Annotated in this window: 27 protein-coding genes and 1 other annotated feature; of the genes, 14 read left to right on the top strand and 13 right to left on the bottom strand. The window is 52.4% G+C overall.

Annotated elements, in window-relative coordinates:
• Window positions 1–22 precede the first annotated feature (22 nt).
• The 3 genes from I2E77_RS02125 to I2E77_RS02115 form a co-directional block, all read right to left on the bottom strand.
• Entirely contained in the window at window positions 23–1,006 is a 984-nt protein-coding gene (locus I2E77_RS02125; RefSeq protein WP_087230400.1) for a Gfo/Idh/MocA family protein, read from the bottom strand.
• 11 nt (window positions 1,007–1,017) lie between these two features.
• The gene (locus tag I2E77_RS02120) at window positions 1,018–2,253 is read right to left on the bottom strand and encodes an ROK family protein (protein ID WP_087230403.1); all 1,236 of its coding nucleotides are present in this window, start codon (window positions 2,251–2,253) and stop codon (window positions 1,018–1,020) included.
• A 142-nt stretch (window positions 2,254–2,395) separates the two neighbouring features.
• Window positions 2,396–3,622, bottom strand: coding sequence for an AI-2E family transporter (locus I2E77_RS02115; protein WP_191363088.1), 1,227 nt, complete (start codon window positions 3,620–3,622; stop codon window positions 2,396–2,398).
• Between the two features lie 226 nt (window positions 3,623–3,848).
• Between I2E77_RS02115 and I2E77_RS02110 the strand changes: the two genes are divergently transcribed.
• The 4 genes from I2E77_RS02110 to I2E77_RS02095 are packed head-to-tail and all read left to right on the top strand — an operon-like array spanning window position 3,849 to window position 5,345.
• Window positions 3,849–4,379 (top strand): nitroreductase family protein, encoded by a 531-nt coding sequence (locus tag I2E77_RS02110; protein WP_195450519.1) that lies wholly within the window; start codon window positions 3,849–3,851, stop codon window positions 4,377–4,379.
• Between the two features lie 24 nt (window positions 4,380–4,403).
• Entirely contained in the window at window positions 4,404–4,631 is a 228-nt protein-coding gene (locus I2E77_RS02105) for a hypothetical protein (protein WP_087230411.1), read from the top strand.
• Between the two features lie 37 nt (window positions 4,632–4,668).
• Entirely contained in the window at window positions 4,669–5,169 is a 501-nt protein-coding gene (locus I2E77_RS02100; RefSeq protein WP_191395584.1) for a GNAT family N-acetyltransferase, read from the top strand.
• Window positions 5,151–5,345, top strand: coding sequence for a hypothetical protein (locus I2E77_RS02095; RefSeq protein ID WP_195450518.1), 195 nt, complete (start codon window positions 5,151–5,153; stop codon window positions 5,343–5,345). The genes I2E77_RS02100 and I2E77_RS02095 overlap by 19 nt, the downstream gene beginning before the upstream one ends.
• 315 nt (window positions 5,346–5,660) lie before the next feature.
• On the opposite strand, the gene I2E77_RS02090 is transcribed toward I2E77_RS02095, so the two are convergent.
• A complete protein-coding gene (locus tag I2E77_RS02090) occupies window positions 5,661–6,020 on the bottom strand; it encodes a molecular chaperone Hsp90 (RefSeq protein WP_191448301.1) in 360 nt (119 codons plus the stop codon).
• Between the two features lie 217 nt (window positions 6,021–6,237).
• Window positions 6,238–6,478 (top strand) — a binding site (T-box leader).
• Window positions 6,479–6,585: 107 nt separating this feature from the next.
• Here I2E77_RS02090 and ilvB point away from each other — a divergent pair.
• From ilvB to I2E77_RS02065, 5 genes are all read left to right on the top strand, one after another.
• Entirely contained in the window at window positions 6,586–8,259 is a 1,674-nt protein-coding gene (gene ilvB / locus I2E77_RS02085; protein WP_191405691.1) for a biosynthetic-type acetolactate synthase large subunit, read from the top strand.
• Between the two features lie 16 nt (window positions 8,260–8,275).
• Entirely contained in the window at window positions 8,276–8,764 is a 489-nt protein-coding gene (ilvN, locus tag I2E77_RS02080) for an acetolactate synthase small subunit (protein WP_087230424.1), read from the top strand.
• A gap of 124 nt (window positions 8,765–8,888) precedes the next feature.
• Window positions 8,889–10,100, top strand: a complete 1,212-nt coding sequence (gene ilvA / locus I2E77_RS02075) for a threonine ammonia-lyase (protein WP_087230426.1) — start codon at window positions 8,889–8,891, stop codon at window positions 10,098–10,100.
• An 84-nt stretch (window positions 10,101–10,184) separates the two neighbouring features.
• Window positions 10,185–10,562 carry a RidA family protein gene (locus I2E77_RS02070; RefSeq protein WP_419761392.1) on the top strand — a complete coding sequence of 126 codons (378 nt, stop codon included), beginning with the start codon at window positions 10,185–10,187 and terminating at the stop codon, window positions 10,560–10,562.
• 263 nt (window positions 10,563–10,825) lie between these two features.
• On the top strand, window positions 10,826–11,425 hold the full coding sequence (locus tag I2E77_RS02065) for a hypothetical protein (protein WP_195450517.1): 600 nt from the start codon (window positions 10,826–10,828) through the stop codon (window positions 11,423–11,425).
• A 63-nt stretch (window positions 11,426–11,488) separates the two neighbouring features.
• Here I2E77_RS02065 and I2E77_RS02060 read toward each other — a convergent pair whose 3' ends face one another.
• The gene (locus tag I2E77_RS02060) at window positions 11,489–12,220 is read right to left on the bottom strand and encodes a class I SAM-dependent methyltransferase (RefSeq protein ID WP_195450516.1); all 732 of its coding nucleotides are present in this window, start codon (window positions 12,218–12,220) and stop codon (window positions 11,489–11,491) included.
• Between the two features lie 128 nt (window positions 12,221–12,348).
• On the opposite strand from I2E77_RS02060, the gene I2E77_RS02055 reads away from it, so the two are divergent.
• Complete coding sequence (locus I2E77_RS02055; protein ID WP_195450515.1) at window positions 12,349–12,900, top strand: dihydrofolate reductase family protein; 552 nt, start codon at window positions 12,349–12,351, stop codon at window positions 12,898–12,900.
• Window position 12,901: 1 nt separating this feature from the next.
• The gene (locus I2E77_RS02050) at window positions 12,902–13,426 is read left to right on the top strand and encodes an adenylate kinase (RefSeq protein WP_195450514.1); all 525 of its coding nucleotides are present in this window, start codon (window positions 12,902–12,904) and stop codon (window positions 13,424–13,426) included.
• 72 nt (window positions 13,427–13,498) lie between these two features.
• On the opposite strand, the gene I2E77_RS02045 is transcribed toward I2E77_RS02050, so the two are convergent.
• From I2E77_RS02045 to I2E77_RS02035, 3 genes are all read right to left on the bottom strand, one after another.
• Window positions 13,499–13,780 (bottom strand): hypothetical protein, encoded by a 282-nt coding sequence (locus I2E77_RS02045; protein ID WP_195450513.1) that lies wholly within the window; start codon window positions 13,778–13,780, stop codon window positions 13,499–13,501.
• Window positions 13,781–14,005: 225 nt separating this feature from the next.
• Complete coding sequence (locus I2E77_RS02040) at window positions 14,006–14,824, bottom strand: putative ABC transporter permease (RefSeq protein ID WP_195450512.1); 819 nt, start codon at window positions 14,822–14,824, stop codon at window positions 14,006–14,008.
• 56 nt (window positions 14,825–14,880) lie between these two features.
• Window positions 14,881–16,239, bottom strand: a complete 1,359-nt coding sequence (locus I2E77_RS02035; protein WP_172749531.1) for an MATE family efflux transporter — start codon at window positions 16,237–16,239, stop codon at window positions 14,881–14,883.
• A gap of 93 nt (window positions 16,240–16,332) precedes the next feature.
• Between I2E77_RS02035 and prmA the strand changes: the two genes are divergently transcribed.
• The 3 genes from prmA to I2E77_RS02020 all read left to right on the top strand — a co-directional run bounded on the left by prmA (window position 16,333) and on the right by I2E77_RS02020 (window position 20,470).
• Window positions 16,333–17,256 carry a 50S ribosomal protein L11 methyltransferase gene (gene prmA, locus I2E77_RS02030; protein ID WP_191441283.1) on the top strand — a complete coding sequence of 308 codons (924 nt, stop codon included), beginning with the start codon at window positions 16,333–16,335 and terminating at the stop codon, window positions 17,254–17,256.
• 131 nt (window positions 17,257–17,387) lie between these two features.
• Entirely contained in the window at window positions 17,388–18,254 is an 867-nt protein-coding gene (locus tag I2E77_RS02025; protein WP_087230458.1) for a hypothetical protein, read from the top strand.
• Window positions 18,255–18,304: 50 nt separating this feature from the next.
• Window positions 18,305–20,470 carry a glycosyltransferase gene (locus I2E77_RS02020; protein ID WP_195450511.1) on the top strand — a complete coding sequence of 722 codons (2,166 nt, stop codon included), beginning with the start codon at window positions 18,305–18,307 and terminating at the stop codon, window positions 20,468–20,470.
• Window positions 20,471–20,621: 151 nt separating this feature from the next.
• Here the strand turns inward: I2E77_RS02020 and I2E77_RS02015 are convergent, their stop codons facing one another.
• From I2E77_RS02015 to I2E77_RS01995, 5 genes are read right to left on the bottom strand one after another with little or no spacing between them, the layout of a single operon-like run.
• Complete coding sequence (locus I2E77_RS02015) at window positions 20,622–21,746, bottom strand: bifunctional chorismate mutase/prephenate dehydratase (protein ID WP_087230464.1); 1,125 nt, start codon at window positions 21,744–21,746, stop codon at window positions 20,622–20,624.
• Entirely contained in the window at window positions 21,743–22,858 is a 1,116-nt protein-coding gene (aroC, locus tag I2E77_RS02010; RefSeq protein WP_191448310.1) for a chorismate synthase, read from the bottom strand. Before aroC ends, I2E77_RS02015 begins: the two co-directional genes overlap by 4 nt.
• The gene (aroA, locus tag I2E77_RS02005; RefSeq protein WP_195450510.1) at window positions 22,839–24,107 is read right to left on the bottom strand and encodes a 3-phosphoshikimate 1-carboxyvinyltransferase; all 1,269 of its coding nucleotides are present in this window, start codon (window positions 24,105–24,107) and stop codon (window positions 22,839–22,841) included. Before aroA ends, aroC begins: the two co-directional genes overlap by 20 nt.
• Window positions 24,100–25,161 (bottom strand): 3-dehydroquinate synthase, encoded by a 1,062-nt coding sequence (gene aroB / locus I2E77_RS02000; protein WP_087230473.1) that lies wholly within the window; start codon window positions 25,159–25,161, stop codon window positions 24,100–24,102. The genes aroA and aroB overlap by 8 nt, the downstream gene beginning before the upstream one ends.
• Window positions 25,162–25,998: a prephenate dehydrogenase gene (locus I2E77_RS01995; RefSeq protein WP_087230476.1), complete on the bottom strand. Its 837-nt coding sequence runs from the start codon at window positions 25,996–25,998 to the stop codon at window positions 25,162–25,164. It abuts the gene before it with no gap.
• Window positions 25,999–26,090: the final 92 nt, after the last annotated feature.

Below are 26,090 nucleotides of genomic sequence, written 5' to 3'. Positions count from 1 at the left end.
TATGGTTCGTTTTACTCGCAGATCAGATATCTTCCATCGGATACCGGAGATCCCATGCTTCGCGCAGGCGGTCCATCAATCCCATCATATAGAGCGTTTCGGAATGGGGCATTTCTGTACATTCCGTTTTCCCGGCGGCAATCGCTCGCGCGCAGGAGCGCACTTCGTATTCATAGCCGCTGATCTCCACCGGGCACGGATAGATGTGGGGCGTGTCTTCCCCATCGACAAAGAGCTGGATCTCTTCTGCGTGCCAGAAGCTGGGGAGGATCAGGTGCCCTTTTGTCCCGTAGATGGCCGCTTCATTGCGCAAATTGCCGAGCATGGAAGTTGTGAGGGTGGCAAGCTTGCCGTCCGTATACTCCAAAAGGATGCTGTCCTGTGCATCCACTCCGCGGTCTGTTTTGATGCAGCGGGAGGCGATATGGGCGATGTCGTCGCCAAACGCGATGGAAGCCAGGGTCAGCGGGTAGATTCCCATATCGAGGAGGGCCCCGCCTGCAAGGGCCGGGTTGACCAGCCGGTCGTGCCAGGACAATTCAAATCCAAAACAGGCTTCCATAGAGCAGACTTTGCCGATCACTCCCGATGCCAATAGATCATGAAGTGTTTTGACGAATGGCATATAGCGTGTCCAGACCGCCTCTGTAATCAGCAGCCCCTTTTGCTCGGCCAATGCGAGCACCTCTTCCGCCTGTTTGCGGTTGACGGTAAACGCCTTCTCACAGAGGACATGCCTGCCATGGTTGAGGCACAGCAGGGCGTGTTCATAATGGTGAGAGTGGGGCGTAGCAATATAGACGAGGTCCGTGCCGTCGTCCTGGAGCATCTCCTCATAGGAGCCATACGCCTTTTCAAATCCATATTTCTCCGCAAAAGCCTGTGCCCGATCCAGGTCGCGCGCGGCCACGGAGTAGGAAATAACGTCATCCATTTTTGCAAGGGTTTCCGCCATGGTTGCAGCGATCCTTCCCGCGCCAAGAATGGAAACTTTGAGTTTATCCATCGAACTCCTCCTTATGCTTCTTTCTCGTGCTTCATCAGCTTGGTCGGATCGGAAAGCACGTTTTGCGCTGCAATAGCAGCCGCGCCCAATAGGGCGGGGCTCTCCGGCAGGCGGTTTACCTCGATGGTAATATCGTTGTACACCAGAGGATTGATGCAGGCATGCACCTTGTCGCATACGATTTTCAGCAGAAGATCCGGTGCGACCTCGGCCAACTCGTCCCCGATGACGATCATCCCCGGATTGAATTGGTTGATGAGGTTCACAATTCCGATCGATAAAAATTCACAGGCCTTTTCGTATTCTTCGCGCGCCACTTTGTCCCCGGTTTTCACCGCATCGGAGATACTCGCGGCAGTCAGGTTATTTTCACTTAAAATCGAAGGCTCGCCGGCCTGTAGGCGGCGGGTGATATTCTCGCAAAAGACCAGGAACGAACAATATTTTTCCAGGCAGCCGCGGTTGCCACATTCACAGAGAGCCCCGCGGTAATTGATGGTGTTGTGGCCGAATTCGCCGGCGATCCCGCGCTGCCCCAGGACCAGCTTGCCGTCGGTGATGATGCCGCATCCGATGCCCTGACCCGCCAGCACATAGATCATATTGCGGATGCCGTATTCTTTGCTGCGGTACCAGAGCTGTGCAAACGCGCTGGCATTTGCGTCGTTGGCTATGTAGATGGGGATATCAAACCCTTCGGTCAACGCCTTTTTGATCGGGAAGTTCTGCCAGCCGGAGAGCTCTGTGACAAAGAGCAGCTGGTCGCGGTCCTCCCGGTAGGGGCCGGGCATAGCCATGCAGACGGCGGGAATATGGGTCGAGGAATTTTCCCGGCGGATGTCCTGAATGGCGTTCCGGATACGGGAAATGGTGTTTTGCACGTCGTCGCGCGGTCCAATGGGATATTCCTCCACCGCATAGACCTTTCCCGACAGGCCGGCAATGCTGATATAAAAGGCGCGCCGCGTCATGCGGATACCGATAACCTTATACAGGTCGTCGTTCAATGTCACGCCAATCGACCGGCGCCCCTTGCAGCCGCTCATCAACCCGGTTTCCACAACGAGGCCGCACTCGATGAATTCCCCGATGATATTGGTGATGGTCGCCTGTTTTAGGCCGGACAACTGTGCCAACGTAGCGCGGGAACAGACCCCTTCTTGCCGCAACAGGTCTGCCACCAATGCGCGGTTGATGAGCTGGCTCCTTTCCTGGTTGATGCTTTTATGCGTAATGATTTCATTCATATCCAAGAACTCCTATACTCCCAAGTTTATCTTTTAATTACTATACACTACTATACACTTTTTAAAAACAAAATGCTTCTAGTTGAAAAATATTTATTCATAAAAGAGGAAATGATGCAAAAATTGCCCAGATAAGACGGTTTTAAGCGTCCATTTCCCCCGAAGAGGCGTCAGAAGCAGGCGATAGACAATTTTTTTCCACTTGATGATCCGTTATCCCCTTCTTTTGGAGAAAATCACGCGTGGCTGTGCGCAAAAGCGTGTAGAGGACGGAGAAGAGCGGGACGCCCACCAAAATGCCTGTAATCCCCCATAGATTGCCACAGACCAGAATAGCCAGCAGTACCCAGATGCCCGGAAGCCCGATGGAAGTCCCCACCACGCGGGGATAGATCAGGTTCCCTTCCACCTGTTGGAGGATGACGAGGAAGATTAAGAACCACAGGCAGTCCCACGGGTTGATAATCAGCAGAATAAACGCGCCGACCGCTCCACCGATGTAGGCACCCAAAATGGGGATTAAGCTGGTGAGGGAGACGATCACACTGATTAATAACGCATAGGGAAGGCGGATGATGCTCATGCCCAAATAGCACAGGCAGCCGAGAATCAGCGCTTCTGTCACCTGCCCTGTGACAAACCCGGAAAAGATATTGCTGGAAAGGCTGCCGATGGAGATCACCTGCTGTGCCCGTTTGGCCGGGAGGAAGGCATACAGGACGCGCTTCAAGTTGCGGATGAGCTTCTCCTTGCTGTACAGCATGTACACCGAAAAGATTAGGCTCATGACAAACGTAAAGATGCCGGACGCAACGCCGACGGTGGCGTTGGCAACCGACCCCACCACATCCGTGGTCACCTGGGAAGCCTGCGTGAGCAGGGAAGACCAATCAATCTGCATCACGGCTTCTTTGAGCTGGGTGAGGTCGAATTTGGTGAGGACCCCATTTAGCCACTTGGTAAAGCTATTGACGTATCCCGGTATCGCGGCGGTTAAAATCTGTATGGAGTTGGCAAGCTCCGGGACAACAAAGAAAATGATCCCGCCCACAATCAAAAATACGACAATAAAGGAAAGCAGGACGCAGACCCCGCGCCCACAACGCTGCCAAATTTTGGAGTTTTTCCGCTTTAAAAAGCCAAAAATGCGCTCTTCGAAGAGCTTTAGCAACACATTGAGCACAAAAGCGACGGCAATGCCCATCAAAAAGGGGCTAAACAGAGAGAAGAGTGCGTTTAAAATGGAACCCGCTTGTTCCAGATGGAAGACAACATAGATCAGGAGTACCGCAAAGGTAATCAGCAGCATTGCTGCTTTGATGGCTTTTTTTGTAAATTTGGGATCGTCGATCCATTCCTTTAATTTCATAAGCATGCCCTTCTGTAATGGAATTCTGCGGCGTTTCTGCCGCGGCCTTTCTTCAAACACACTCTACCGTATTCCCCTATGGATGTCAAGTTATTCCAAGAAGGAAAACCAGAGTGATCCTTTTCTCCGTTATAATGCGCGCGGAGCCTTGCAAATTTTTTGTTACAAGGATATGATGAAAGAAACCGGATATGCAAGTATCCGCTGCTTAAAAGGGAGGGGTTTTATGGAACTCATGGAAGCCATCCGTGCGCGAAAAAGCTATCGGAATGAATTTTACAACATGCCCGTGCCCCGCAGCGACCTTCGGGAGATTTTAGAGGCTGGGCTGGCCGCTCCGTCCGGCTGCAATTTGCAGACCACCCAGCTGATTGGGGTGGACGATCCCGTACTGGTCAAGCGTCTGGCGGAAATCTATGGGAGGGAGTGGTCCGCGACCGCACCGGCTGCCATCCTAGTGCTCACAAAGGAGACGATGTCCTCCAGCGGCGTTTCCTATCATGTGCACGATTATTCCGCAGCGGTGGAGAACATGTTGTTGGCGATTGCGGCCAAAGGGTACGCTTCGGTGTGGATCGAGGGACAGATTCGCGGGGAACGCGCCAAAGAGATGGGGGCACTTCTTGGCGTTCCAGAGGAATACACAGTGGCGGTATATCTTCCGGTGGGTGTTCCAGCGAAATCCATGGCAGAGGCGGTCAAAAAGCCCTTTTCGGAGCGGGCGTGGCTGAACGGCTATCAAAAGGAATTGGACTGAGAAGACCGAAAGGAGGCCGTTTCGATGCATAAATGGTTATCCTATGCAAATGAATATGTACGGCAGTCCGATTGGAAGGATCTTGCTCTGATCAAGCTCTGCTTGTGTTCAGCGGGGGTCCTGATCGGAATGTCGCTCGCAAAACGCGTGAAGAAGCTGGCGGCGTTTGGCGCAATGGCCGTATTTATTGCCACCTATCTTCCGCTGATGTGGAAACTTTTGAAGATTGTAACTGGGGACCGGTGCCCATAGAGGGAACGGTCCCGATAGATACAAGGAAAGGAACATTGTGACCATAGAGACGAAACGTTTGCTCCTTTGCCCGCTGAGCGCCCGGCAGATGCGCTTATGGCTTTCCGACCTGCCCGCTTTGGAACGCGAATGGGACTGCCATTATGAAGGCGAGCCGGTCGAAGGGACATTCCGCGAGATTGTCCAGCAGCAGTGGAAGATCACCTCCATGGATGAGCGGAATTATCTGTTTCATAGCTTCTGGCTGCTGTTGCGGAAGGCGGACCGGACGGTGGTCGGCGCAGCTGATTTTAAAGCGCCGCCCAACGCACGCGGCGAGGTGGAGATTGGCTATGGGCTGGGCGGGGCGCACGAGCGCCGCGGCTATATGACGGAGGCAGTGGACGCCCTGTGCGATTGGGCGCTTCAGCGGGAGGATGTGGAGAGCGTTTTGGCAGAAACGGAACGCAAGAACCGCCCTTCACAAAATGTCCTGCGGCGTTGCCGGTTTGTGCTGGAGCACGAAGGCCCCACCCTCTGGTGGAGGCGGAAAAAATAGGATACGCGCGGCGGGCGCCCAAATGGGGCGGACTGCTGCGCATTTTGTTATTTTGTTCGGTTGAAGGGGGAGAAAAACAGAAGGGCCTTTCTGAAAAAATCGATGAAAAAGAGCGCATCACCCAATGGCGGGTCGATGCGCTCTTTTTTGTCCCCTGGCGGGATGTAATGATTTGAAAGGACCTGTTCAATAGAAAACCATACCCTTGGGAATGACCGCCCCCTTACGGGGAATAGAAATCCTATAGTCCATGAAACTTCACTGGGCCTGTTTCCGTCCCGAGGCGGGGCATGACCATCCTGTGATAGTTCTATAACCATGAGAAACATGGCAAAATCGCCGCCCCCTGACGGGGAGTAACAACATCTGTAGGCCAACACGAACGAACTTGCACGATGCCAGGTTCAATTCCCGGGCGGTTGGAAAGGGTGGCCGTACTTGGTCCCTATAGGCGCCATTCCGTTCCGTTTGGCGCCTTGGAAATCCATTTTTTATTTTAAGAGGAGTGCCTTCTTTTCCAGGATGGCTTCTGCCGCGGCGCAAGCCGGGCAATCGCAATATTTCGCTCCGGCAGCTTTGATTTCAGCGGCGTGCGCTGCAATCTGCTTCGCTGTGTTCGCGCCAAACACTTGGGCGCCGGCATCGGAGTTTGCAAAGGCGATCAGCTGATCGACCGGCATGATGTCCGCTTCCAGCTCCTCCACATATCTTTTGGCTGCTGCCACTTCATTTTCCATGCCGATTGCATCCAGCCAGGCTTGGGCTGCCGCTTTTGCCTCCTTACAGCAGGAGTGGGCGTTCATCAATTCGTGCGTCTTTTCGACGATGGTTTGCAAAGCTTCTTGATTCATGATCCATCCGACCTTCTTTCTGAATAAAATATTAGGTATATTTTACCAGAATTCCTTGCGGATTACAATAGACGGCAGGGGATAAGCACAGGCCGGCAAAATGGCCGGTCGAAAGAGAAATAAATTAGCAGGCTGCAAAAAAAGGTTGACAAATCGACGGGTTGTAGGATATAGTATTACTAATACAACTGGATAGGAAGACCGTTGCAGAATGCACGGTTTTGCGTTGATGGGGACGGAATGCATTCCTTTCGCTACAGAGAGCCGCCGGGTGGTGTGAGGCGGTGCGGAATTTGCAGGACATCGCCCCGGAGCAGGCGGCTGAACCCCTTTTGGGCAAGTAGGTGCGTCCGGTTTCTCCCCGTTAGAAGAGAGTGTATTGTTAGATACACATGAGCGGCTGCATGATGCAGCACTTAGAGTGGTACCGCGGAGCTGATTTAGCCTTCGTCTCTAAAAAGAGACGAGGGCTTTTTATTTTGTCCGTTGGCAGAGAAAAGCGGAAATTCCCGATGCATCCGCTGGTTGAAAACGACTGGAAGAAATTTGTCAGGAGGAATGGATTATGGTATTGACAGGGGCACAGGTTATTATGGAATGCCTGCTGGAGCAGGGAGTGGATACCGTATTCGGGTATCCCGGCGGCTCTGTACTCAATATTTATGACGCGTTGTATGAGTACCGGGACCGGATCAACCACATCCGCACCGCCCATGAGCAGGGCGCGGCCCATGCCGCGGATGGCTATGCGCGGTCCAGCGGCAAAACGGGCGTTTGCATTGCCACTTCGGGCCCCGGCGCGACGAATCTCGTGACGGGCATTGCAACCGCATATATGGACTCCGTCCCAGTGGTGGCCATCACAGGCAACGTCAATTTGGACCTGTTGGGTTTGGATAGCTTCCAGGAGGTCGACATCACCGGCATTACGATGCCGATCACCAAACACAATTTCCTGGTAAAGGACGTCCGCAAGCTGGCGGATACCATCCGGGCGGCGTTCCGCATCGCCAACAGCGGCCGGAAGGGACCCGTCCTGGTGGACATTCCGAAGGACCTCACCGCGCAGAAGGTGGAGTTCCTTCCGCCAGCGCCGCCGGAGCAGGAGAAGCACCACCTGTTCCCGTTCGAGCAGCGCTTTGAGCAGGCGTTGCAAATGCTGGAAAAGGCGGAGCGGCCGTTTGTCTATGCGGGCGGCGGCGTGATCGCCTCGGGTGCATCCGAGGCGTTGAAGACCTTTGCAGAGCGGTTGGATGCGCCGGTCGCCTGTTCGCTGATGTGCCAGGGCGGTTTTGACCAGACGGACAGCCGCTATATGGGCATGCTGGGCATGCACGGGACCAACACCGCAGCGCTTGCTATCAAAAATTGCGACCTCTTCGTGGCAGTGGGCACGCGCTTTTCGGACCGCGTATTGTGCAACGCAAAATCGTTTGCACAGCACTGCCCGATCATCCAGATCGACATTGATTCCGCCGAGTTTAATAAAAACATCGACGTGGACCTCAAACTCAAGGGCGACGCCCGCGAGATTTTGGAGGAGCTGAACCGCCGCCTGCCGCAGCATACGCATGCGGATTGGATGGCCAATATCGCTGCATGGAAGGCGGATTACCCGCTCAGCCAAACGGCTTCCGACCCCAACGGCGTAACGCCGCAGGAAGTTTTGGAAACCTTGAGCGACCTGACCAACGACGATGCCATCATCTGCACAGACGTGGGCCAGCATCAGATGTGGGCGGCGCAGTTCTACCGCTTCCGCCATCCGCGCCAGTTCATTAGTTCGGGCGGATTGGGCACAATGGGCTTCGGCCTGGGCGCGGCGCTCGGCGCACAGGTGGCCAACCCGGACGCGCGCGTGATCAACATCGCCGGGGACGGCAGTTTCCACATGAATTGCAATGAGCTTGCCACAGCAGTCGCCTACAACATCCCCGTGATGGAGTTGGTATTCAACAACTCCGTGCTGGGAATGGTGCGCCAGTGGCAGAAGCTTTTCTACGACAACCGTTTTTCGCAGACGGATCTGGATAAAAATACGGACTTTGTCAAGTTGGCAGAGGCGTTTGGCGCGAAGGCGTTTGTCATCCAGACGAAGGCGGACATCCGGCCCGTGTTGGAGCAGGCGCTTGCGCTGCGCGAACCGGTTTTGATCGACTGCCGGATCGACAAGGACGTCAACGTTCTGCCGATGGTGCCCGCGGGCGCGTCGGTGGAAAGCCCGATTCTGGAAATGTGAGAGAGGGGGAGCAGCCATGACAACGACAGCAGAGAAAGAATATATCATCTCCATCCTGGCGAAGAACAATCCCGGCGTTCTGCTTCGAATTTCGGGACTGTTCAGCCGCCGCTGCTATAACATCCTGAGCATTGTGGCGGCGCAGACCGAGAATACGGAGTATTCCCGCATTTTGATCGTAGTGCAGGGCGACGACCGCATTGTGCGGCAGGTCGATAAGCAGGTCAGTAAGCTGGTGGACATCGAGCAGGTGGATGTGCTCGACCCGAAAAGCGCCGTTGTCCGCGAGCATTTGCTCATCAAGGTGGAACGCACCATGCAGAACAGCGAAAAGCTGGTCGAGATGGCCAACGTGTTCCATGCAAATATTCTGAGCGTCGAGGCCAACACCATGATTTTGGAGTTGACCGGCGATGCGACAACGATCAATTCGTTCATCGAACTCTATAATCCGTACCATGTGCTGAAGATCTTGCGCACTGGCGCAATGGCGATGCCAAAATGATCGAATAATCCCGCCTGTAGGCGTTCCCCCACCGGGTGCATACGCCTGCATCCGGAAAGCCAACCAACGATCGGGCCGGTGGCAAAACCGGGCCGCAATTTTGACGACTGATGGGGGTAAAAAGATGTTAACACTGGATAAGGTCTATCATGCCGCTTATGTGCTCAAACCGGTGATCCGCAAAACCGACCTGATCCCGGCGCGGCAGATCAACCCGGAGAGCGAGATCTATCTCAAGACCGAAAATTTGCAGGTGACCGGTTCCTTTAAGGTGCGCGGCGCCTATTATAAGATTTCGCAGCTGTCCGACGAGGAAAAGGCCCATGGCGTCATCGCCTGTTCCGCAGGAAACCATGCGCAGGGGGTTGCGCTGGCAGCGGCGCACAGCGGCATCCCGTCCCTGATTTGTATCCCGGACGGCGCGCCGATCTCCAAGGTGGAGGCAACAAAGAGCTACGGCGCCCAGGTGGAGCTGGTCAAGGGCGTGTATGACGACGCCTATAACCGCGCGGTGGAACTTCAGAAGGAGCGCAACCTGACCTTCATCCATCCCTTTAACGATCCCGATGTCATTGCCGGCCAGGGGACCATCGGATTGGAGCTGCTCAAGCAGCTGCCGGATATGGATGCCGTGATTGTACCGGTGGGCGGCGGCGGTTTGATCTCCGGCGTGGCGTTCGCCATCAAATCCCTGAACCCAAAATGCAAGGTCTATGGCGTTCAGGCGGCGGGAGCTGCCAGCATGAAGGCGTCGTTGGAACAGAACGGCCCGCATTCCCTGACGGGGGTTTCCACCTTTGCGGACGGCATCGCCGTGAAATGCCCCGGCGACCTGACGTATGAACTGTGCAGCAAATACGTCGACGATGTCGTGACCGTCAGCGACGACGAGACAGCGACGGCGATTCTGGCTTTGATTGAGCAGCAAAAACTGATTACCGAGGGCGCGGGCGCTGTAGCGGTTGCGGCGGCGATGTTCAACAAGGTGGATGTGAAGGGCAAAAAGGTCGCCTGTATCCTCTCCGGCGGCAATATCGACGTGACCATCCTTTCCAAGGTGATCAACCGCGGCCTGATGAAGGCAGGACGCTCCACCGAGCTGATTATTGAGATGATCGACAAGCCGGGCCAGCTCAAAGAGGTTTCCGCGCTGATTGCCGATCTCGGCGCGAACGTTGTCAGCGTACATCATGACCGAGGCGGGGAGGACACCGACATCAACGGCTGTTACTTGCGCATCGCTATGGAGACGCGCAACTGGGCGCATGTCGAGCAGATTGAAAAGGCGATCTCCGATGCGGGCTATCATATCGTCCACCGGCAGAACATCGGCTGAGTGAATTTATAAAGATGGTTTGTTTCTCCGTAGATGGAGAACTCTTATAAGGAATGCGATAAACAGAAAGAAGGTCTTTTTATGATGACAACGATTTCAACCCCCAATGCACCCGCAGCGATCGGTCCCTATTCCCAGGCCAAGGTGGTCAACGGAATGGTGTTTGCCTCCGGCCAGATTCCGATTGTGCCTGCAACCGGCGAGATCGCCGAGGGCGACATCACCGTACAGGCGGAACAGGTGATGAAAAACGTCGGCGAGATCCTCAAAGCAGCCAACTGCGGCTATGAGGACGTCGTCAAGACGACCTGTTTCCTGGCGGAGATGGCAGATTTCGGCGCATTCAATGCGGTGTATGAGAAATACTTCACCGGGAAACCCGCACGTTCCTGCGTGGCGGTCAAGACGCTCCCAAAGAACGTCCTGTGCGAAGTAGAGGTCATTGCCGTACAGAAAGCTTGATGCCATAAAATACGGGACATAAATTTTATCCTGCTAGAATGATTTGAGGGATAAGAATCATTCCAGCAGGATTTTTTATGCTTGTAAAATTCGAGAAGATTCTATAAAATGACAATATAGAATGATTTGCGACGATCTACATGGGGTAAAGTGATTTTTAGAAAGCATATATGTCCAATCACAAGGAAAGGGAAATCCGGATATGTGCATATAGCTGGCCGTTCCTTGTGTTTGGAATGCTGCTTATTAAGGATAGGAATATGATGACTATTTTTGGCAAACAATTTTCGCGCGCATGGCGTTCCCGCTGCGTGGTGCTCCTTTGCCTGTTGGCAGTAGCCGGGGGCTGGCTTTGGTTTTCACGGCCGGTCACGGCTTCCCAGCAGCTGCGCGGTTACTCCGTTTCCGGCGTCCAGGTGATCGACATGGTGACGCCGCCCGGAGGGCCCACCCAGTTGCATGGAATCGCCACGGAGGACAGCGAAGAGATTCAGAAGCTCCTGGGCCTTCTGGACCAATATCCAACCAACCGCAAATGGGACTGGAGCTGGCTGCTCGGGGAAGGCTTTGGCGATTACAATGGGAAAGACCCATACAGTTCCGTATGGGTGGTTCTGTCCTTTCGGGACGCAGACGGCAAAGCCGGTTCCTTGCAATACATCGTTTCCGAAACGGGCCGTGTGCAGGTGTTTGAACCCAACCGCTTTGGCGACCTCCCTGCGGGAGTCGGACGGTTCGGGGCGGAGGGCGCAAAGCAATATTTTGCGGCCCTGCATCGGTTTTATGAGCAGAAAGTGGACAGCCCGCTATGGGTCCCCTCCACTCCAACGGAGGAAGAGAAACGCACAGGCGTCGATGCGTGACACGATATGTCCCAACGATCAACGGCCTCCCATTTCCGATATAGGGAATGGGAGGCCGTTCGTTTATTTTTTCCTCGCGGATACGATCAGCATCATCGGCCGGCGAAGCTCGTCCTTCATGCCGGCGATCGAAAGCATGTGGGCGGGCGGCTGCGGTTCTACGACGTGCAGAAGCTCAAAACCTTTTTCCAGCAGCCCGTTGAGATAGGTGGTCAGCGTCTTATGGTATTTGGTGACGGGTTCCCCCAGAAAGACCGCCTGCCGTTCCCCCTCGTAGAAATAGTTGTCCACAGGGAAGTGCAGAATCTTGCCGCCGGCATCATAGTACCAATCCTGGGAACCATATGCGGTGAAAATGGGATGTTCCACGGAAAAGACAAAGGAGCCGCCCTTTGTGAGACAGGCGTGTATCTTTTGTACGACAGCTTCAAAGGATGCAACGTAGTGAAGTGCCAGGGAGCTCAAGACGATTTCAAAGCTTTCCGCAGGGAATTGGACGTCTTCGATGGAATTGCGCAGATAGGTGACCTCCGGATAGTGGGTCTTTTCCCGCGCGACCGCCAGCATTTTTTCAGAGAGGTCGACGCCGGTGACCGATGCGGCGCCGTGCTCCATCGCATAGATGCAGTGCCAGCCGTAGCCGCAGCCGAGGTCCAGGACACGTTTTCCGGTGAAATCCGGCAAGAGCCTTTGCAGGATTTCCCATTCGCCCGCGCCTTCCAGCCCCTGCTGGGAACGGCTCATCTGGCTGTATTTTTCGAAAAAGATCGGATCGTCGTATTTGCTTTGTTTCATAAGTTTCTCCTGTTAAAAGAAATGGAAAAGTGGTAAACTTTATTGTATCATGTTTCCGATGTAAAGTCAGCTAAGAGGAAGAGCAGGGATCGAAAAGCAATGTAAGACACTCTGCGAGGTGGGAGTATATGCGGCGTGTGATTTTATATATTGCAGCCAGTTTGGACGGTTATATTGCCGGTGAAAACGGCGGGATCGATTGGCTGGACAGTGAGGCGGCTCCGGATGACGCTGGGAATGGATATGAGGCCTTTCTTCGGGAGATCGACACCATCGTGATGGGGTACAATACTTACCGGCAGGTGACGGAGGAACTCTCTCCGGGGAAATGGGTGTATGCCGGAAAAAAGACCTATGTATTGACGCATCGGGACATCGCCAACCTTCCGGAGATTCAATTCGTCTGCCAGCCGGTAGAGCGGCTGATCGAAACGCTCCAGCAAGAGGATGGGAAAGGGATTTGGATCTGTGGGGGAGCCAAGATCATCCATCCGCTTCTGCAACAGAATTTGATCGACGAATTTCGCATCACAATCATCCCGATCCTTTTGGGCCGGGGAATCCCCCTCTTTGGGGCTTTGGATTGCCAGATTTCTTTGCAGTTGATCTCTACCCAAAAGAACGGCAACTTGTTGGAGCTGACCTATCGCCGGCGCGCCCAGGAGAAAGAGGGAAAATGATATGAAACAGATTGTATTGATTGCGGGGAGCTCCCACACCGGGAAGACGGCCTTAGCGCAGAAGGTATTGGAGCGGTACGGTTATCCGTATCTCTCCATCGATCATTTGAAAATGGGGTTGATCCGAAGCGGCCACTGTCCCCTCACTCCGGAGAGCAACGACGCGGATCTGACCGCCTATCTGTGGCCAATTGTCCGGGAGATCATCAAAACAGCCATTGAAAATCACCAGAGATTGGTTGTGGAAGGCTGCTATATCCCCTTCGATTACCGCTCCTCTTTTGAAAGCCGGTACTTGGAGCAGATTCAATTTGTCTGCCTGTGTTTTAGCCAAGCGTATCTTGCGGAACATTTCGACGTGATTCAGCGCTACGCCAATGTGATCGAACAACGCTTGGATGACAGCGGTTGTACCAAAGAGCAGTTGCAGCGGGAAAATGAGGAGAATCTCCGGTTGTGTCAACAATATAGCTGCCCATACATCTTATTGGAATACCCGTATCACATCGATCTGGATTCCTTATAAAAAAGGATCTCCGACTGGTGGTTTCAGCAGGAGATCCTTTCCATTGCGAACTTGGATGGGATAAATGAATGGTCAAGCATTCCAATAAAAACTTAGAACAATCAGGCAACTGAGTGCAAGAAAAACCACGATTGGTGCGATGCGATAAACGTATTTTTTCGGCGTGGATGCTGTCTTGCTTTTCCTATAGCAGGCGCGGGCCAAAGGCAGGCAAGCCACCAAGCACATAAGGACCCACCAGGAGGCCAAAAGCCCAGTGGATGCACCTGCAATCTGCAAAAGCCTTTTCCCGATATAAAGGACGGCTATGCTGGCGAAGGCGTAGATATCTTTTTGAAAGGTCTGTTTATCCATTTCCAAAATCCCATTCGTATAAATTCAAAGAAGCACCTAAAATTTTAATTTCGACTAATAAAATTATATCTTGGAATTGCCTGTAAAGCAAGTGTGATTTGAAATTTTATACAGTTATAATGGAAAAAGCAAAAATGCTCCTCGCCACATCGCTGGCGAGGAGCAAATGGTTTCAGAATGGTATGCTTCCCATCCGTTATTATATAAAAATCTCGCTTTGCTTTACTATTTCTTGGCCTTGCGTTCGTTCCGCCTTTTCTCCAAAGCTTCGCGCAAACGCGCCAAGGACTCGTTGGCGCGGAGGGATTTCATGGTGGGGAACGCCTTCATCAGACGGCGGTGCAGAAGCTTGCTGTTCCGTTCTAAAGCGGCTTGTTTCTGGCGCAGCTTTTCCAGATATTCCGCATAGGGCTTTCCATCCGCCTCCAAGCGGCTCTCAATGGCCTGTTCCACGCTGCGTTTCTTTTCTTCGAGAACGGCGCGGCTCTTTTCCCGGATCTCGTCGAGCACCTTCTGAAGTTCTGCCACTTTTTTGTTGAGATCCAAAATGGTGCGTACCGTCACAACGGTGTCCCCAACAAAATAGACCGCCAGGCCCGCTGCGAGGAACGGCGCCAGAAAGGAGGGGATCATCTGGATCAGGCGCATCACGAATGGATGCACCAGCCGCATCACGACCACACCCATCACGCCGAAGATCAGTGCGTTGCCCAGACAGACGCGGCCCTGTATGTTAAAACGGCGGTGGGAATAATCCCACCATTTGGCATGGAAAAGTTTTTCCATTGCAAAGCCGGTGAGGTATTCCAAAAGGCTGGTGAGAAGCAGAGAAGCGAAGAAAAGGATCACCAGGTTGTCGGAGAAAGGCGACAGAAGTTTGACAATTAGCAGGGCGCCCACCCCATAGATCGGGCAGAAAGGCCCGTTCAGGAAACCGCGGTTGACAAATTTCTTTGCCAAGATCGAGCAATACGTGCTTTCGCAAATCCAACCCAACAAACTATAGATGGTAAACAATAGAATCCATTCCGCCCAATACGGCACAAAATTCCCCCTTCATTTTTTATGCTTTCTATCATACGCTTATCCGTCGAATTTTGTCAACATACGGCTTTTAGGAAGGTCAGGAGATAATACAGCAGGGCCGCGCTCACGGCAGGGGTGAGAATCCAACCGATGATATCCACATCCACGCGCGCGACCTTCAACAGCCGGCTGATGCTTAGGGACGCATTAAAAATCTCGCTCAAAAATAAGATAAAAATATACGCCTTCACACCAAAGACCGGCAGCAGTACCGCAATCAGAACGACCCGCATAATGGAGTCCATAAAGTTGTAGCGGAACGAATAGGCCTGCTGGTCCAGGCCCTTGAGCATCCCATCCACGATGCTGTCCACATACATCAGGGGGATGATCGGCGCCATGATGCGAAGGAAAGCGCCCGCCTGCCGGTTTCCATAAAAGAGATTCCCGAGGTCCTCCGCATAGACGATCAGAAGCGAGGTGATGAGAAAGGAGAAGAGCAGGGTGAGGCGGAATGCCCGCGAAGCGGAGCGTTCGATGGTTTGGCGTTTGCCGCGCGCATTGGCCTCTGCCAGCTCGGGGATCAGCAGGGAGGACAGCGAGGTCAAGAACGAAGAGGGGAACAGGAGGATGGGCATGACCATGCCCTGGATAATGCCGTACTGCGAGAGCGCTGCATCCGTCCCCGCGCCGTGCCGCTTTAACCCGCGGGGGACCAGCAGGTTTTCCGTACTGCTGAGGAAACTGCGCACAAAGGAGCCGCTGAGGACAGGGACAGCGATGTGGCAGATCTGCCGGTAACTTCCGGATTCGTTAAAGCATTTGGGCGGCTGTTTGCGCGTCATGATGCGATACGCCAGGAAGACCACCGCGCAGGAAGCCACTTCCCCCGCTGTGGAACCGAGCATGAGCGCGCTGAAAGGGGTAAAGATCCAAAAGAAGACGATCGTTGTGCCAATGGTGGTAAACTGTTCCATCAGTTCCGCGATAGCAGGAACGACGCTGTTTCGGATGGCGAAGAAATATCCCTTCAAACAGGCACAAACCGCCATAAATGGTAGGCCCGGCGCGAGCAGGCGCAGGGGAAGCCCGCTGGAAAGATCCAAAAAGCGCTGCGCGAGGAAGTCCGACCCAATCCACAGGACACCGGCGGCGGCAAAGCTGACGCCCAGGGAAAATAGCAGGCAGCGCCGGATACAGACCGGGGAACCGCGCCCTTCTGCCACCATACGTGTGACGGAAAGGCTGGCGCCGCTGGTGCAGGTGGCGATCGCCAGGGCAAAGATGGAAAAGGTGAGCTGATAGACGCCCATGCCCTGCGTGCCGATTTTTCCGAGTATGTAAGCGCGGAACCAGATGTTGGAGAAGCGCAGCAGCAGAGAGCCGCCCGTTAAAATTGCGGTATTGGCCAAAAATTTGGCCTGCTTTTTCACGCGCACACCTCCCGCCCACAGATTCCGATCTTGTACATACCATGTATATTGGTATATAATAAAATTTATCATCAAATTTTTGGAGGACGTTATATGGACTGGACGGAAGTGACGGTGTCGGTCGATGCCAAGGATGTGGACCGTGCGGGGGATATCGCACAGATGGTTGTGCCATATGGCATCTATGTGGAGGATTATTCCCATTTGGAAGAGGAAGCCTGGGAGATCGCGCATATTGATTTAATCGACGAGGAATTGCTAAAGAAGGACCGGACAAAAGCGCTGGTGCATGTATATATCAGTCCGGAAGAAAATCCGGCGGAGGCGATCGCTTTTCTGAGCGAGCGGTACAACGCCGAAGGGATTCCACACACCATCTCCACAGCAGCCTGCGTGGAGGAGGATTGGATCAACAATTGGAAGAAATATTTTAAGCCCATCCCCGTGGGGGAGAAACTCCTGATCCGCCCCAATTGGGAAAACGAATACGACGCACAGGGACGCACGGTGCTTCATTTGGAGCCGGGCCTGGCCTTTGGAACCGGGACGCATGAGACAACGCGCCTATGTATGGAATTGCTGGAACAATACGTAAAGCCGGGGGCGTCGGTGCTGGACGTTGGCTGCGGCAGCGGGATTCTGTCGGTGGCGGCATTGCTCTTGGGCGCGGAACGGGCCGTTGGGGTGGATATCGACGAGCTGGCCGTGAAAACAGCGGTGCAAAATGCAGAGCTCAACCACGTAGAAGACCGCTTTACCGCCCTGTGCGGGAATTTGACCGACCGCGTCGAGGGGACCTATGACATCGTTGTAGCCAATATCGTGGCGGATATTGTCATCACCTTGACAAAGGATGTGCAGCAATTTTTAGCGCCCGATGCAGTGTACCTGATGAGCGGGATCATCGATACACGCGAACAGGACGTCCTGCAGGCGCTGAAAGGCCGCTTCGAAGTGATCGCACGGCGCGAGGAGAAGGGCTGGGTTGCTTTGGCGGCGAAAGCCATAAGCGTATAGTGATTATTTGTTATCTACTGCCTAGAATTATTGCTATAAAATGAACTTTTAAAGAATTGAAAAATGTATACGAATCTTTGTGCGTCAGGAACATTATTAAAGATTTTGGAATTAAATAATAGAGGTATAATATGTCGTTTATAATAGACAAACTAAGAAAGATCTTCCCTCCCTCAATACATTCGTTTAATTTGGAAATGGATCGAGTATTACGCGCGATTGAAGAAGAACGTCAGAGTATAGTTTCTCTAAGCCAGAAAATCGATGATCAAAATCAGCTTATAAGCAATGAGCTAAAAAATATTTCATTGCAAACATCCCAAATCAAAAAGCAGACATCTGAGGCGGTTTGGGCACATATTTTCCACGATACAATTGTAGAGAGTACGTGGCTAAAAGATAAAACTTTTTCTCCAGGACGTTGGGCGGTGGGGTATCCATATCTTTATGTAATGTACCGCATACTCAATGAAGTGCATCCCAAACGTATACTTGAACTTGGATTAGGTCAATCGACAAAAATGATTGCTCAATATGCTACTTCATTTGACGATGTGAAGCATGTTGTTGTAGAGAATGATAAAAGTTGGATTGATTTTATGTTAAAAAGCTTCCAATTATCAGAGAGGTCCTCCATTGTTCAGTTAGATTTAGAAATGGCCACCTATAAAGAAGACAAAGCAATTCGTGTTTATAAAAATTTTAAAGAACAATTTGTCCATTCAAAATTTGATTTTATACTGATCGATGGTCCAATCGGTAGCGATATGCAGCAGTATTCTAGGATTGATATCTTAAATATATTGCCAGGATGTATTGGAGAAGATTTTGTTATCATGATGGATGATTGTGAAAGAACAGCGGAAAATCAGACAACATTAGAAATAGAAAGGTGCCTAAAGAGATATTCTATTCCCTATAAGAGAGGTAGATATGTTGGACAAAAAGAGTTTGTGTTGATACTTTCCAAAAATTTGGAGTTTATAACCTCTATGTAAATCCATATAGGAATGTTATATATAATCATGAACGTGCAAGGAGAACAGAGATGAAAAATCTTGAGGCAACAGTTATACGGGATAAAAAAATATTGGATATTATTTTTATTACAGATAATAATTTTTCTATGCCGACGGGAGTAGCTATACAATCCCTATTCTATAATAGAGATAAAAATTCAGTGTATAATATACATGTTATTTGTAATGGCGTAAAGGAATATAACCGCAAAAAATTATTAAAATTACAAGCTTCCAACTTTAATATCGATTTAGTGGATGTATCTGAAACAGAGCTTCATCAAAAATTTGTGAAAGAAAATTTTCCTGTTTCAATATCTGCGACATTTAAATTCTTTTTACCAGAATTATTTCCTAATTTAACGAAAGCCCTATATATAGACGGAGATTTGATTATACAAAGTAACTTATTAAAGTTGTATTTTACAGACATATCAGGAGTTTATGCAGGTGTAGTAAAGGATTATCATGCCTTGACTTTTAAAGGCGATGTTTGGAAACGTTTGGGTGTAAGGTTCGAGGCATATTTTAATTCTGGGGTGATGCTCTTAAATTTAGAAAAGATGCGAAATGATCATATAACTGAAAAATTAGTGGAATATCGTTTGAATGGTATCAATTACTATATGGATCAAGATGCATTAAATGTTGTCTTTGGTAATTCTGTTAAGTATTTAAATTTTAATTATAATATGACCATGACAAATTGGAGAAACAAAACAATAGAAGATCTGGCAGAATATTACGCATTACCTATGGTGGATGATAAATATGATTACCTTAGAAATGCAGATATTGTGCATTTTGCATCTTCTGATAAACCTTGGGTGTATTATAATACGCATTATGCAGATGTTTGGTTTTATTATTTTCTTTTATCTCCCTTTAACGAGACTTGTTTAAATCGAACTTCTTTAGATACGATCATTTCTTCAAAAGAGATTAAAGATATCAGGATTCAAAAAGAACATGTTTGCAGAACTAATTATAGGTTAGCTATTTATCCGCGCATATCAAACTCCCCGGCCATTTCAGTGGTTGTTCCTGTGTTCAATGCAGAAGAATATTTAGAAGATTGCCTTAGTAGTATTTTTAATCAGACATTTGGGAATGTTGAAGTTATATGTGTTGATGATGGTTCTACTGACGGCTCTGGAAAAATATTAGACAAGTGGGCTCTCGAAGAAGCAAGATTAAAAGTTATTCATCAAAAAAATAGTTATGCTGGTGTGGCACGAAATAATGCAATCAAAATGGCGAGAGGCGCATATATTGTTTTTATTGATGCAGATGATGTATTTGCACAGAATGCTTTTGAAGCCTATTATAATTCGGCTATAGCAGCGGATGCGGATGTTGTTGTTTCTAGTGTTTATATTTTTCAACAAAAGCTTACAGAGGCAAGAATTGCTAATAATTGGCTCGATCCCGATTATGTACCAAACAGAAGTGTTTTCTCCTCAGATGATAATTTGCCATTTATATTTAATTTTACTCCAGGAGGACCTTGTGGAAAATGTTTTAAAAAAGACTTTATAGAGAATAAAAATTTAACGTTTTTGTCCCTAAATAAATCAGAAGATTTTTATTTTATTCATTTAGGAATTGCCGAAGCAAGCCATATAGCAATTATTAGAGAACCTCTGTATTACAAACGGACAGTTCATACAAGTTTAGAACATCGTAAGGATGATATGCCTCTCCTATTTTGGGAGGCAATTATGCTTATGAAAGAGCGATTAATTGCAGATGGTATTTTTGATAAAGTAAAGCAAAGCTTCATAAATGAAAATGTGAATAGATTTGCGTATAATTTAAAAACTATGGAAACATCTGATAGTTATGAGAAGGTTTTAGACAAGTTGCGTGAAATCTATGCCCAGGAATTGGGACTTGGTGACTATCCAAGAAATTACTATTATAAGCAGGATAATTATGAATACTTATGTAAACTATTAGGTATTGATTTTGTTTCAAAGCAGAACGAAAAAGTTAAATATGTTTTTAATAAGAGTAATCAATCGAAAGATTTGGAGGCGGATTTAATTAGGGCTTCTTGGTCATACCGTATAGGACGTTTTATCACATTTATCCCCAGAAAAATTCGAGGAGGAATTCGTTGCTATAAAGAACATGGAATAAGTTATACGCTTGGCCGAATTCGGGAAAAATTTATTGCTCTTTTTGAGAATTGAGTTCATAGCAGATAGACCAAGAGGCAGACGGAACGTTAGATTCATAAATACAAAAAGTTGGCGTTTTCTCCACTTAAAATGTAGTGGAAAACGCCAACTTTTTGTATTGTTAATTATGCGGAATTTCCATAAATCAAATGTGTGCTAATAATTATTCTTGCTCCCGATAGTTCCCCAAAAAGGAGAACCGAGGCAGCTCGTCGCTCAGGGCGGCGATCAAATTTAAGGTATGCGGTTCCTGCGCGTTGCCGGTAAAGTCGAGATAGAAATCGTACTCGAAGGTCTTGCCCGGGATTGGGCGGCTCTCGATTTTGGTGAGGTTCAAGCCGGCGGTGGCGAAGCGCGCCAAAACGCTGTGCAGGGTACCGGTCCGGTGGGGAAGGGAAAAGCACAGGCTGATCTTATTGGCCCCCTCTGGGATAAACATATGCCGGTTGATGGCGATGAACCGGGTGCAGTTGTTTGCGCTGTTCTGGATATCCTTCGCCAGGATGTGCAGGCCGTATTCCTGTGCGGCGGATTCCGAGCAGATCGCCGCAGTACCGGGGGTGCGCTCCTTGGCCACTTTCTGTGCAGCAGCAGCGGTGGCGGAACAGGGGACGGTCTGGAAGCGGTATTGTGCGATGAAATTGGAACATTGCGCCAGCGGCTGCGGATGGGAATACGCCAGATGGATCTCGGAAATCGGGCATTCCTGCGCGGCGGCCAGGCAGTTATGGATGTGGAGCGTTTCCGCTGCCACAATGTAGAAACGGTAACGCAGGATCAGGTCGTACACCTCGCTGACGGAACCGGCGGAGGAATTTTCCACCGGCAGCACACCGAGGTCCGCCCGGCCGTCGGCGACAGCGGCAAAAATCGCAGCAAAGTTATCAAAAAAGAGCGGCTCGGCACCGGGATAGAGGTGCTTGACGGCTTCATGGGAAAAAGAACCGCTGACCCCCAGACAGGCGATGCGCTCCGCGCGCGCAGGCGCATGTTCGGCGTTCTGAACAAGCTCCCGGAGTTCGGCGCCGCTTCCCAGCAGATTGTGTTGCAGGGCACGGCTCATATCCATTAGATTGGAATAGAGGATGCGCGCTTCGCCCGCGTATTCGCCCGCGTGCTGGGCCATATTGTCCAAGATTTCCTGTTCGCGGTTCGAATTGAGGACGGGCAGATGCTGCTCCCGTTTGATCTCCGCCACCTGCTTTGCGCAATCCATGCGCTTCAAAAAGAGCGGTAGCAATTGCTGGTCGATGGCGTCGATTTCCTTGCGGACTTCCTCCAGAGTCATGCGCGCCAACCCCCTTCCGATTTCCCGCCCGTGAGAATCCCATCGAAATTCATCAGGGCGATGGCCGCCGCGGATTCCACAACAGGCACCGCGCGGGGCACAATGCAGGGGTCGTGGCGGCCATGCACGGAGAGGATTTGGTTCTCTCCCGTTTGCAGGTTTACGCTCTGCTGATTTTGGCTGATGGAGGCGGTCGGCTTGACCCCCACGCGGAACACCATGGGCATACCGGTGGTGATGCCGCCCAGGATGCCGCCGGCGTGGTTGGTGGATGTTTTGACCTTGCCATCGGCGTCAAAATAGAACGGGTCGTTGTTCTGGCTGCCGCGCAGCGCGCAGGAACCAAACCCATCCCCGAATTCCACGCCTTTGACAGCGGGGATGCCAAATAGGATGGAGGACAGCACCGGTTCGATTCCACCGAACAGTGGACCGCCAATCCCGGCGGGTAGTCCAGTGACCGCGCATTCCACAATGCCGCCCACACTGTCCTGCGACATGCGCGCATCTTCAATCAGGGCGGCCATCGCTTCCTTTTTGCCCGCGTCGATCACCGGGAAATAGGTGGTGGAAAGCGTCTCCAAGAGCTCCGCGGGGATGTCCACCGGATCAAAGAGAGTATCCTGAATCTGCGCCACGGACGCCACATGCCCGCCGATGCGGATGCCGCGCCGCTCCAAAATCTGGCGGCAGATCGCGCCGGCAAACACCAGGGGGGCAGTTAAGCGTCCGGAAAAATGACCGCCGCCGCGGATGTCGTTGAAACCGTGATAATGCAGATAGGCTGGATAATCGGAATGCCCCGGGCGCGGCACATCCAGCAGATTGCCGTAGTCCTGGGACCGGGTGTTGGTGTTTTCAATTACGGCGCAGAGCGGAGCGCCGGTTGTGGTGTGGTTGAGAAGACCGCTCATCACCTTTGGAAAATCGCTCTCCTTGCGTGGGGTCGCGGACTTGTCCTGCCCCGGCGCGCGGCGTTTCATTTGTGCGAGGACCGCATCCATATCGACCGGTTCCCCGGCGGGCAGGCCGTCGATCACAACGCCGATGGCAATACCATGGCTTTCCCCAAAGATGGAAATACGGACCGTTTCACCCCATGTTGATGACATCTGCTTTACCTCCCAATCGGTTGTAATCTTCAAAAAAGGCGGGGTAGCTCTTGCGGATGCTCTCCGCGTCGGAAATGGTGACCAGGCCGTCCGCCCGGAGCGCGGCGATTGAGAGCGCCATCACCACCCGGTGGTCGTTGTACCCGTCCACCTCGCCGCCGTGCAGCGATTCCACGCCGTCGATCAATAGGCCGTCCGGCGTTTCCTGTACCTGTGCGCCCAACCGGTTCAGGCCGTCGGCCATGGCTGCAAGCCGGTCGCTTTCTTTGATGCGCAGACGGGCGGCATTGTAGATGCGGGTGCGCCCCTTGGCAAGCGCAGCTGTGGCGGCCAAAATGGGGACCAGGTCGGGAATTTGCGCGGCGTCGATTTCCATTCCGTATAAATTGTTCGACTTAATACAAAGCGTTTCGTCTTTCCAGGCGCATTCCGCGCCAAATGTGGCAAAAAGCGACTCCGCGGCACGGTCACCCTGCGTGGACTCACGCTTGAGGCCGCCAATGGAAAGCGTCCCGCCCAGGGCGCCCGCCGCGAGAAAGAACGCCGCCTGGGACCAATCGCCCTCCACGGAAAAGGGGCGCGCCCGGTAGCGCTGCCCGCCCGGAATACGCCAACCGTTGTCCAATGGATCGACGGTTACGCCGAAGGCCCGCATCGCCTCCAGGGTCATGTCCACATAAGCAGCGCTTTCCAGCGGGGAGGAGAGGCGGATCGTGCTTTCCCCCGCCAGGAGCGGGCACGCCAGCAGAAGTCCGGTGATGAATTGGGAACTAATATTTCCAGGAAGTATAAATTCTCCCTGTTTTAACGTTCCGTTGATCGATAGTGGAAGTCCGCCCTCTGTATGGCAGGATACCCCGTGCGCGGGGAGCACGTCGAGGTACACGCCGATGGGACGCTCCGGCAGGCGGCCATGCCCAGTGAAGGTTGCCTCCATGCCGAGGGCGGCACAGACGGGGATCAAAAAGCGCAGGGTTGACCCGCTTTCCCCGCAGTCGATTTCCGCTGGGCTCTGCGGGGTGCTGCCTCCGGTGACCCGCCAGGTCCGCTGTTCCTCCAAAATGTTGGCGCCGAGCGCCTGTGCCGCCTGCGCGGTCACGTGGATGTCGTTGGAAACAGCGATCGGGGAGAGGATGCTCTCCCCCTGCGCGAGTGCGGCGCAGAGAATGGCGCGATGCGCCGCGCTTTTGGAGCAGGGCACGGAAACCGTCCCTTGCAAGGTGGAGGGGTGGACAATCACTTTACTCATTGCAGCCCTCCGCAAGCGCCGCCAGGTCGCTGCGCGCCACCTTATGGACAAAACTTTCGCCGATGTCCTTCAGCAGCACCAGGTTGATGGAGGAACCCGTACTCTTTTTATCCGAAGCGGTCGCCTCAACAATCTGAGAAAGCGGGAGATCGCTGTGTACCGGAAGGTGGTATTTTTCCAGGGCGGCCGCAATTTTATCCGCGGTGCCCGGCGCGGTGAATCCCGCTTTTTCCCCCAGCCGCGCCATCATGACCATGCCGATGCCGACCGCTGCGCCATGGGAGAGCCCTTGGTACTGATGCAGCTTTTCCAGCGCGTGGCCGAAGGTGTGGCCGAAGTTTAGCAGCGCGCGCTCGCCGGTGTCGAATTCATCGCGCTCCACCACGTCGCGCTTGATGTCCACACAGCGGTAGATGACGTCCTCCATGATGGAGGTGATGTCCTCTGTTTCTATTAGTAGGTCGAAGAGCGCGCGGCTTTTGATGCAGCCGTATTTGATGACCTCCCCCATGCCGTCCGCGAAAAAGTGCGGCGATAGGGTGTTGAGCGTGTCCGGGTCGATCAGCACAAAGGAGGGCTGCCAGAAGGCGCCCACCAGGTTTTTCCCCTGCGGCAAGTCGACGCCGGTTTTGCCGCCCACGGAGGAATCCACCTGGGAGAGCAGGGTGGTTGGCACCTGCACAAAGGGGATGCCACGCAAATAGCTTGCCGCGGCAAAGCCCGCCATATCCCCGGTGACGCCGCCGCCCAGCGCAACGGCAAAGTCGCTGCGGGTGATATGGGCCTGGGCCATATGGCCATAGATGCCTTCGATGGTGGAAAGGCGCTTCGATGGTTCTCCCGCCGGAAACGCGCAGCTGGTCACGTCAAAACCCGCGTTGCGCAGGGAGGTGGAGACACGCTCCAGATAGAGCGGCGCAACATGGGTGTCCGTGATAACGACCGCTTTTTTGCCAGGGGCAAACAGGGAGGCGCAATAGGCGCCGAGTTGGTCCAATGCGCCGCGTTCGATCCGAATCGTATAGCGCTTGGAGGTATTGACCGTCAGTTCCATTTATTCGCCAAGCCTTTCTTTGATAAGTCTGCCCTGGCGCAGTAAGCCGCGCAGAGCGTCCGCGTCGCGCTGCTTGACAGCCTCGCTGATGCGGGTGATATTGTCGATCAGGATGTCCAATTCCCCGGTCAGCGCGTCGGCATTGTCGAGGAACAGTTCTGTCCAGAGTACTTCGTTGATGCGTGCCACGCGCGATACATCGCGGTAGCTCCCGGCGGAAAACCCATTGTGCTGGGGACAGCAGGGACTCATCACATAAGCGCAGGCCAGCACATGGGGGAGCTGCGAAGTGTATGCGATCATGGTGTCGTGATGCTCCGGTGTGGTCACGACCGTCCCGCCGAAGCCCAATTCGATGGCGAGCGCTTTTAGGGTGTCCACCGCGCGCTGCGGCGCGCCGCAGGGAACCAGGATATAGCTTGCGCCATCGAAAAGGTCTGCGTCGCTGGCGGCAAAGCCGTTCTGCTCCTTGCCCGCCATGGGGTGGCCGCCGACAAATGTGAAGCCGAACTGTTCCGCCAATTGCGGCAGATGGGCGCAGATTTCCCGCTTAATCCCGCAGGTGTCCGTCACGATACAGTGGGGCGAGATTTGGCTGCCGTGCGCCTGGATAAAGTCGATGTCCGCCTGCGGATACAGGCAGAGGTAGAGGATGTCCGCCTCCCGCAGCTCCTTTTCCCCGGCGACGCCGTCGATGGCCCCGCTTTTCAAGGCTGCATCCAAGACGGCCGGGTCGCGGTCCATCCCGCTGACGCTGCATTCGCTGTACTTTTGAAAGGCTTTGGCCAGGGAGCCACCGATCAGGCCAAGCCCAATGATCACCACGTTCTTTTTCATGAATCCATACGCCTCTTTCCGCAAAAACGCCGTTTGCCCGCCCTGGAGAAACTCCAAGGGCAGCTTGCAAACGGCGCTTTTGCCGCTGTAGT

The sequence above is a fragment of the Anaeromassilibacillus sp. 1001302B_160321_C8 genome (assembly GCF_015554745.1).
GTDB classification, from domain to species: domain Bacteria; phylum Bacillota; class Clostridia; order Oscillospirales; family Acutalibacteraceae; genus Anaeromassilibacillus; species Anaeromassilibacillus stercoravium.
Note: the sequence above shows the minus strand (reverse complement) of the source record. Positions and strands in the feature narration are given on the sequence as shown.

What these genes read in the sequence shown, in the direction of transcription:
- I2E77_RS02125 (WP_087230400.1), bottom strand. Translation starts at nt 1,006, where the DNA reads ATGGATAAACTCAAAGTTTCCATTCTTGGCGCGGGAAGGATCGCTGCA.
- I2E77_RS02120 (WP_087230403.1), bottom strand. Translation starts at nt 2,253, where the DNA reads ATGAATGAAATCATTACGCATAAAAGCATCAACCAGGAAAGGAGCCAG.
- I2E77_RS02115 (WP_191363088.1), bottom strand. Translation starts at nt 3,622, where the DNA reads ATGAAATTAAAGGAATGGATCGACGATCCCAAATTTACAAAAAAAGCC.
- I2E77_RS02110 (WP_195450519.1), top strand. Translation starts at nt 3,849, where the DNA reads ATGGAACTCATGGAAGCCATCCGTGCGCGAAAAAGCTATCGGAATGAA.
- I2E77_RS02105 (WP_087230411.1), top strand. Translation starts at nt 4,404, where the DNA reads ATGCATAAATGGTTATCCTATGCAAATGAATATGTACGGCAGTCCGAT.
- I2E77_RS02090 (WP_191448301.1), bottom strand. Translation starts at nt 6,020, where the DNA reads ATGAATCAAGAAGCTTTGCAAACCATCGTCGAAAAGACGCACGAATTG.
- ilvB (WP_191405691.1), top strand. Translation starts at nt 6,586, where the DNA reads ATGGTATTGACAGGGGCACAGGTTATTATGGAATGCCTGCTGGAGCAG.
- ilvN (WP_087230424.1), top strand. Translation starts at nt 8,276, where the DNA reads ATGACAACGACAGCAGAGAAAGAATATATCATCTCCATCCTGGCGAAG.
- ilvA (WP_087230426.1), top strand. Translation starts at nt 8,889, where the DNA reads ATGTTAACACTGGATAAGGTCTATCATGCCGCTTATGTGCTCAAACCG.
- I2E77_RS02070 (WP_419761392.1), top strand. Translation starts at nt 10,185, where the DNA reads ATGACAACGATTTCAACCCCCAATGCACCCGCAGCGATCGGTCCCTAT.
- I2E77_RS02065 (WP_195450517.1), top strand. Translation starts at nt 10,826, where the DNA reads ATGACTATTTTTGGCAAACAATTTTCGCGCGCATGGCGTTCCCGCTGC.
- I2E77_RS02060 (WP_195450516.1), bottom strand. Translation starts at nt 12,220, where the DNA reads ATGAAACAAAGCAAATACGACGATCCGATCTTTTTCGAAAAATACAGC.
- I2E77_RS02055 (WP_195450515.1), top strand. Translation starts at nt 12,349, where the DNA reads ATGCGGCGTGTGATTTTATATATTGCAGCCAGTTTGGACGGTTATATT.
- I2E77_RS02050 (WP_195450514.1), top strand. Translation starts at nt 12,902, where the DNA reads ATGAAACAGATTGTATTGATTGCGGGGAGCTCCCACACCGGGAAGACG.
- I2E77_RS02045 (WP_195450513.1), bottom strand. Translation starts at nt 13,780, where the DNA reads ATGGATAAACAGACCTTTCAAAAAGATATCTACGCCTTCGCCAGCATA.
- prmA (WP_191441283.1), top strand. Translation starts at nt 16,333, where the DNA reads ATGGACTGGACGGAAGTGACGGTGTCGGTCGATGCCAAGGATGTGGAC.
- I2E77_RS02025 (WP_087230458.1), top strand. Translation starts at nt 17,388, where the DNA reads ATGTCGTTTATAATAGACAAACTAAGAAAGATCTTCCCTCCCTCAATA.
- I2E77_RS02020 (WP_195450511.1), top strand. Translation starts at nt 18,305, where the DNA reads ATGAAAAATCTTGAGGCAACAGTTATACGGGATAAAAAAATATTGGAT.
- I2E77_RS02015 (WP_087230464.1), bottom strand. Translation starts at nt 21,746, where the DNA reads ATGACTCTGGAGGAAGTCCGCAAGGAAATCGACGCCATCGACCAGCAA.
- aroC (WP_191448310.1), bottom strand. Translation starts at nt 22,858, where the DNA reads ATGTCATCAACATGGGGTGAAACGGTCCGTATTTCCATCTTTGGGGAA.
- aroA (WP_195450510.1), bottom strand. Translation starts at nt 24,107, where the DNA reads ATGAGTAAAGTGATTGTCCACCCCTCCACCTTGCAAGGGACGGTTTCC.
- aroB (WP_087230473.1), bottom strand. Translation starts at nt 25,161, where the DNA reads ATGGAACTGACGGTCAATACCTCCAAGCGCTATACGATTCGGATCGAA.
- I2E77_RS01995 (WP_087230476.1), bottom strand. Translation starts at nt 25,998, where the DNA reads ATGAAAAAGAACGTGGTGATCATTGGGCTTGGCCTGATCGGTGGCTCC.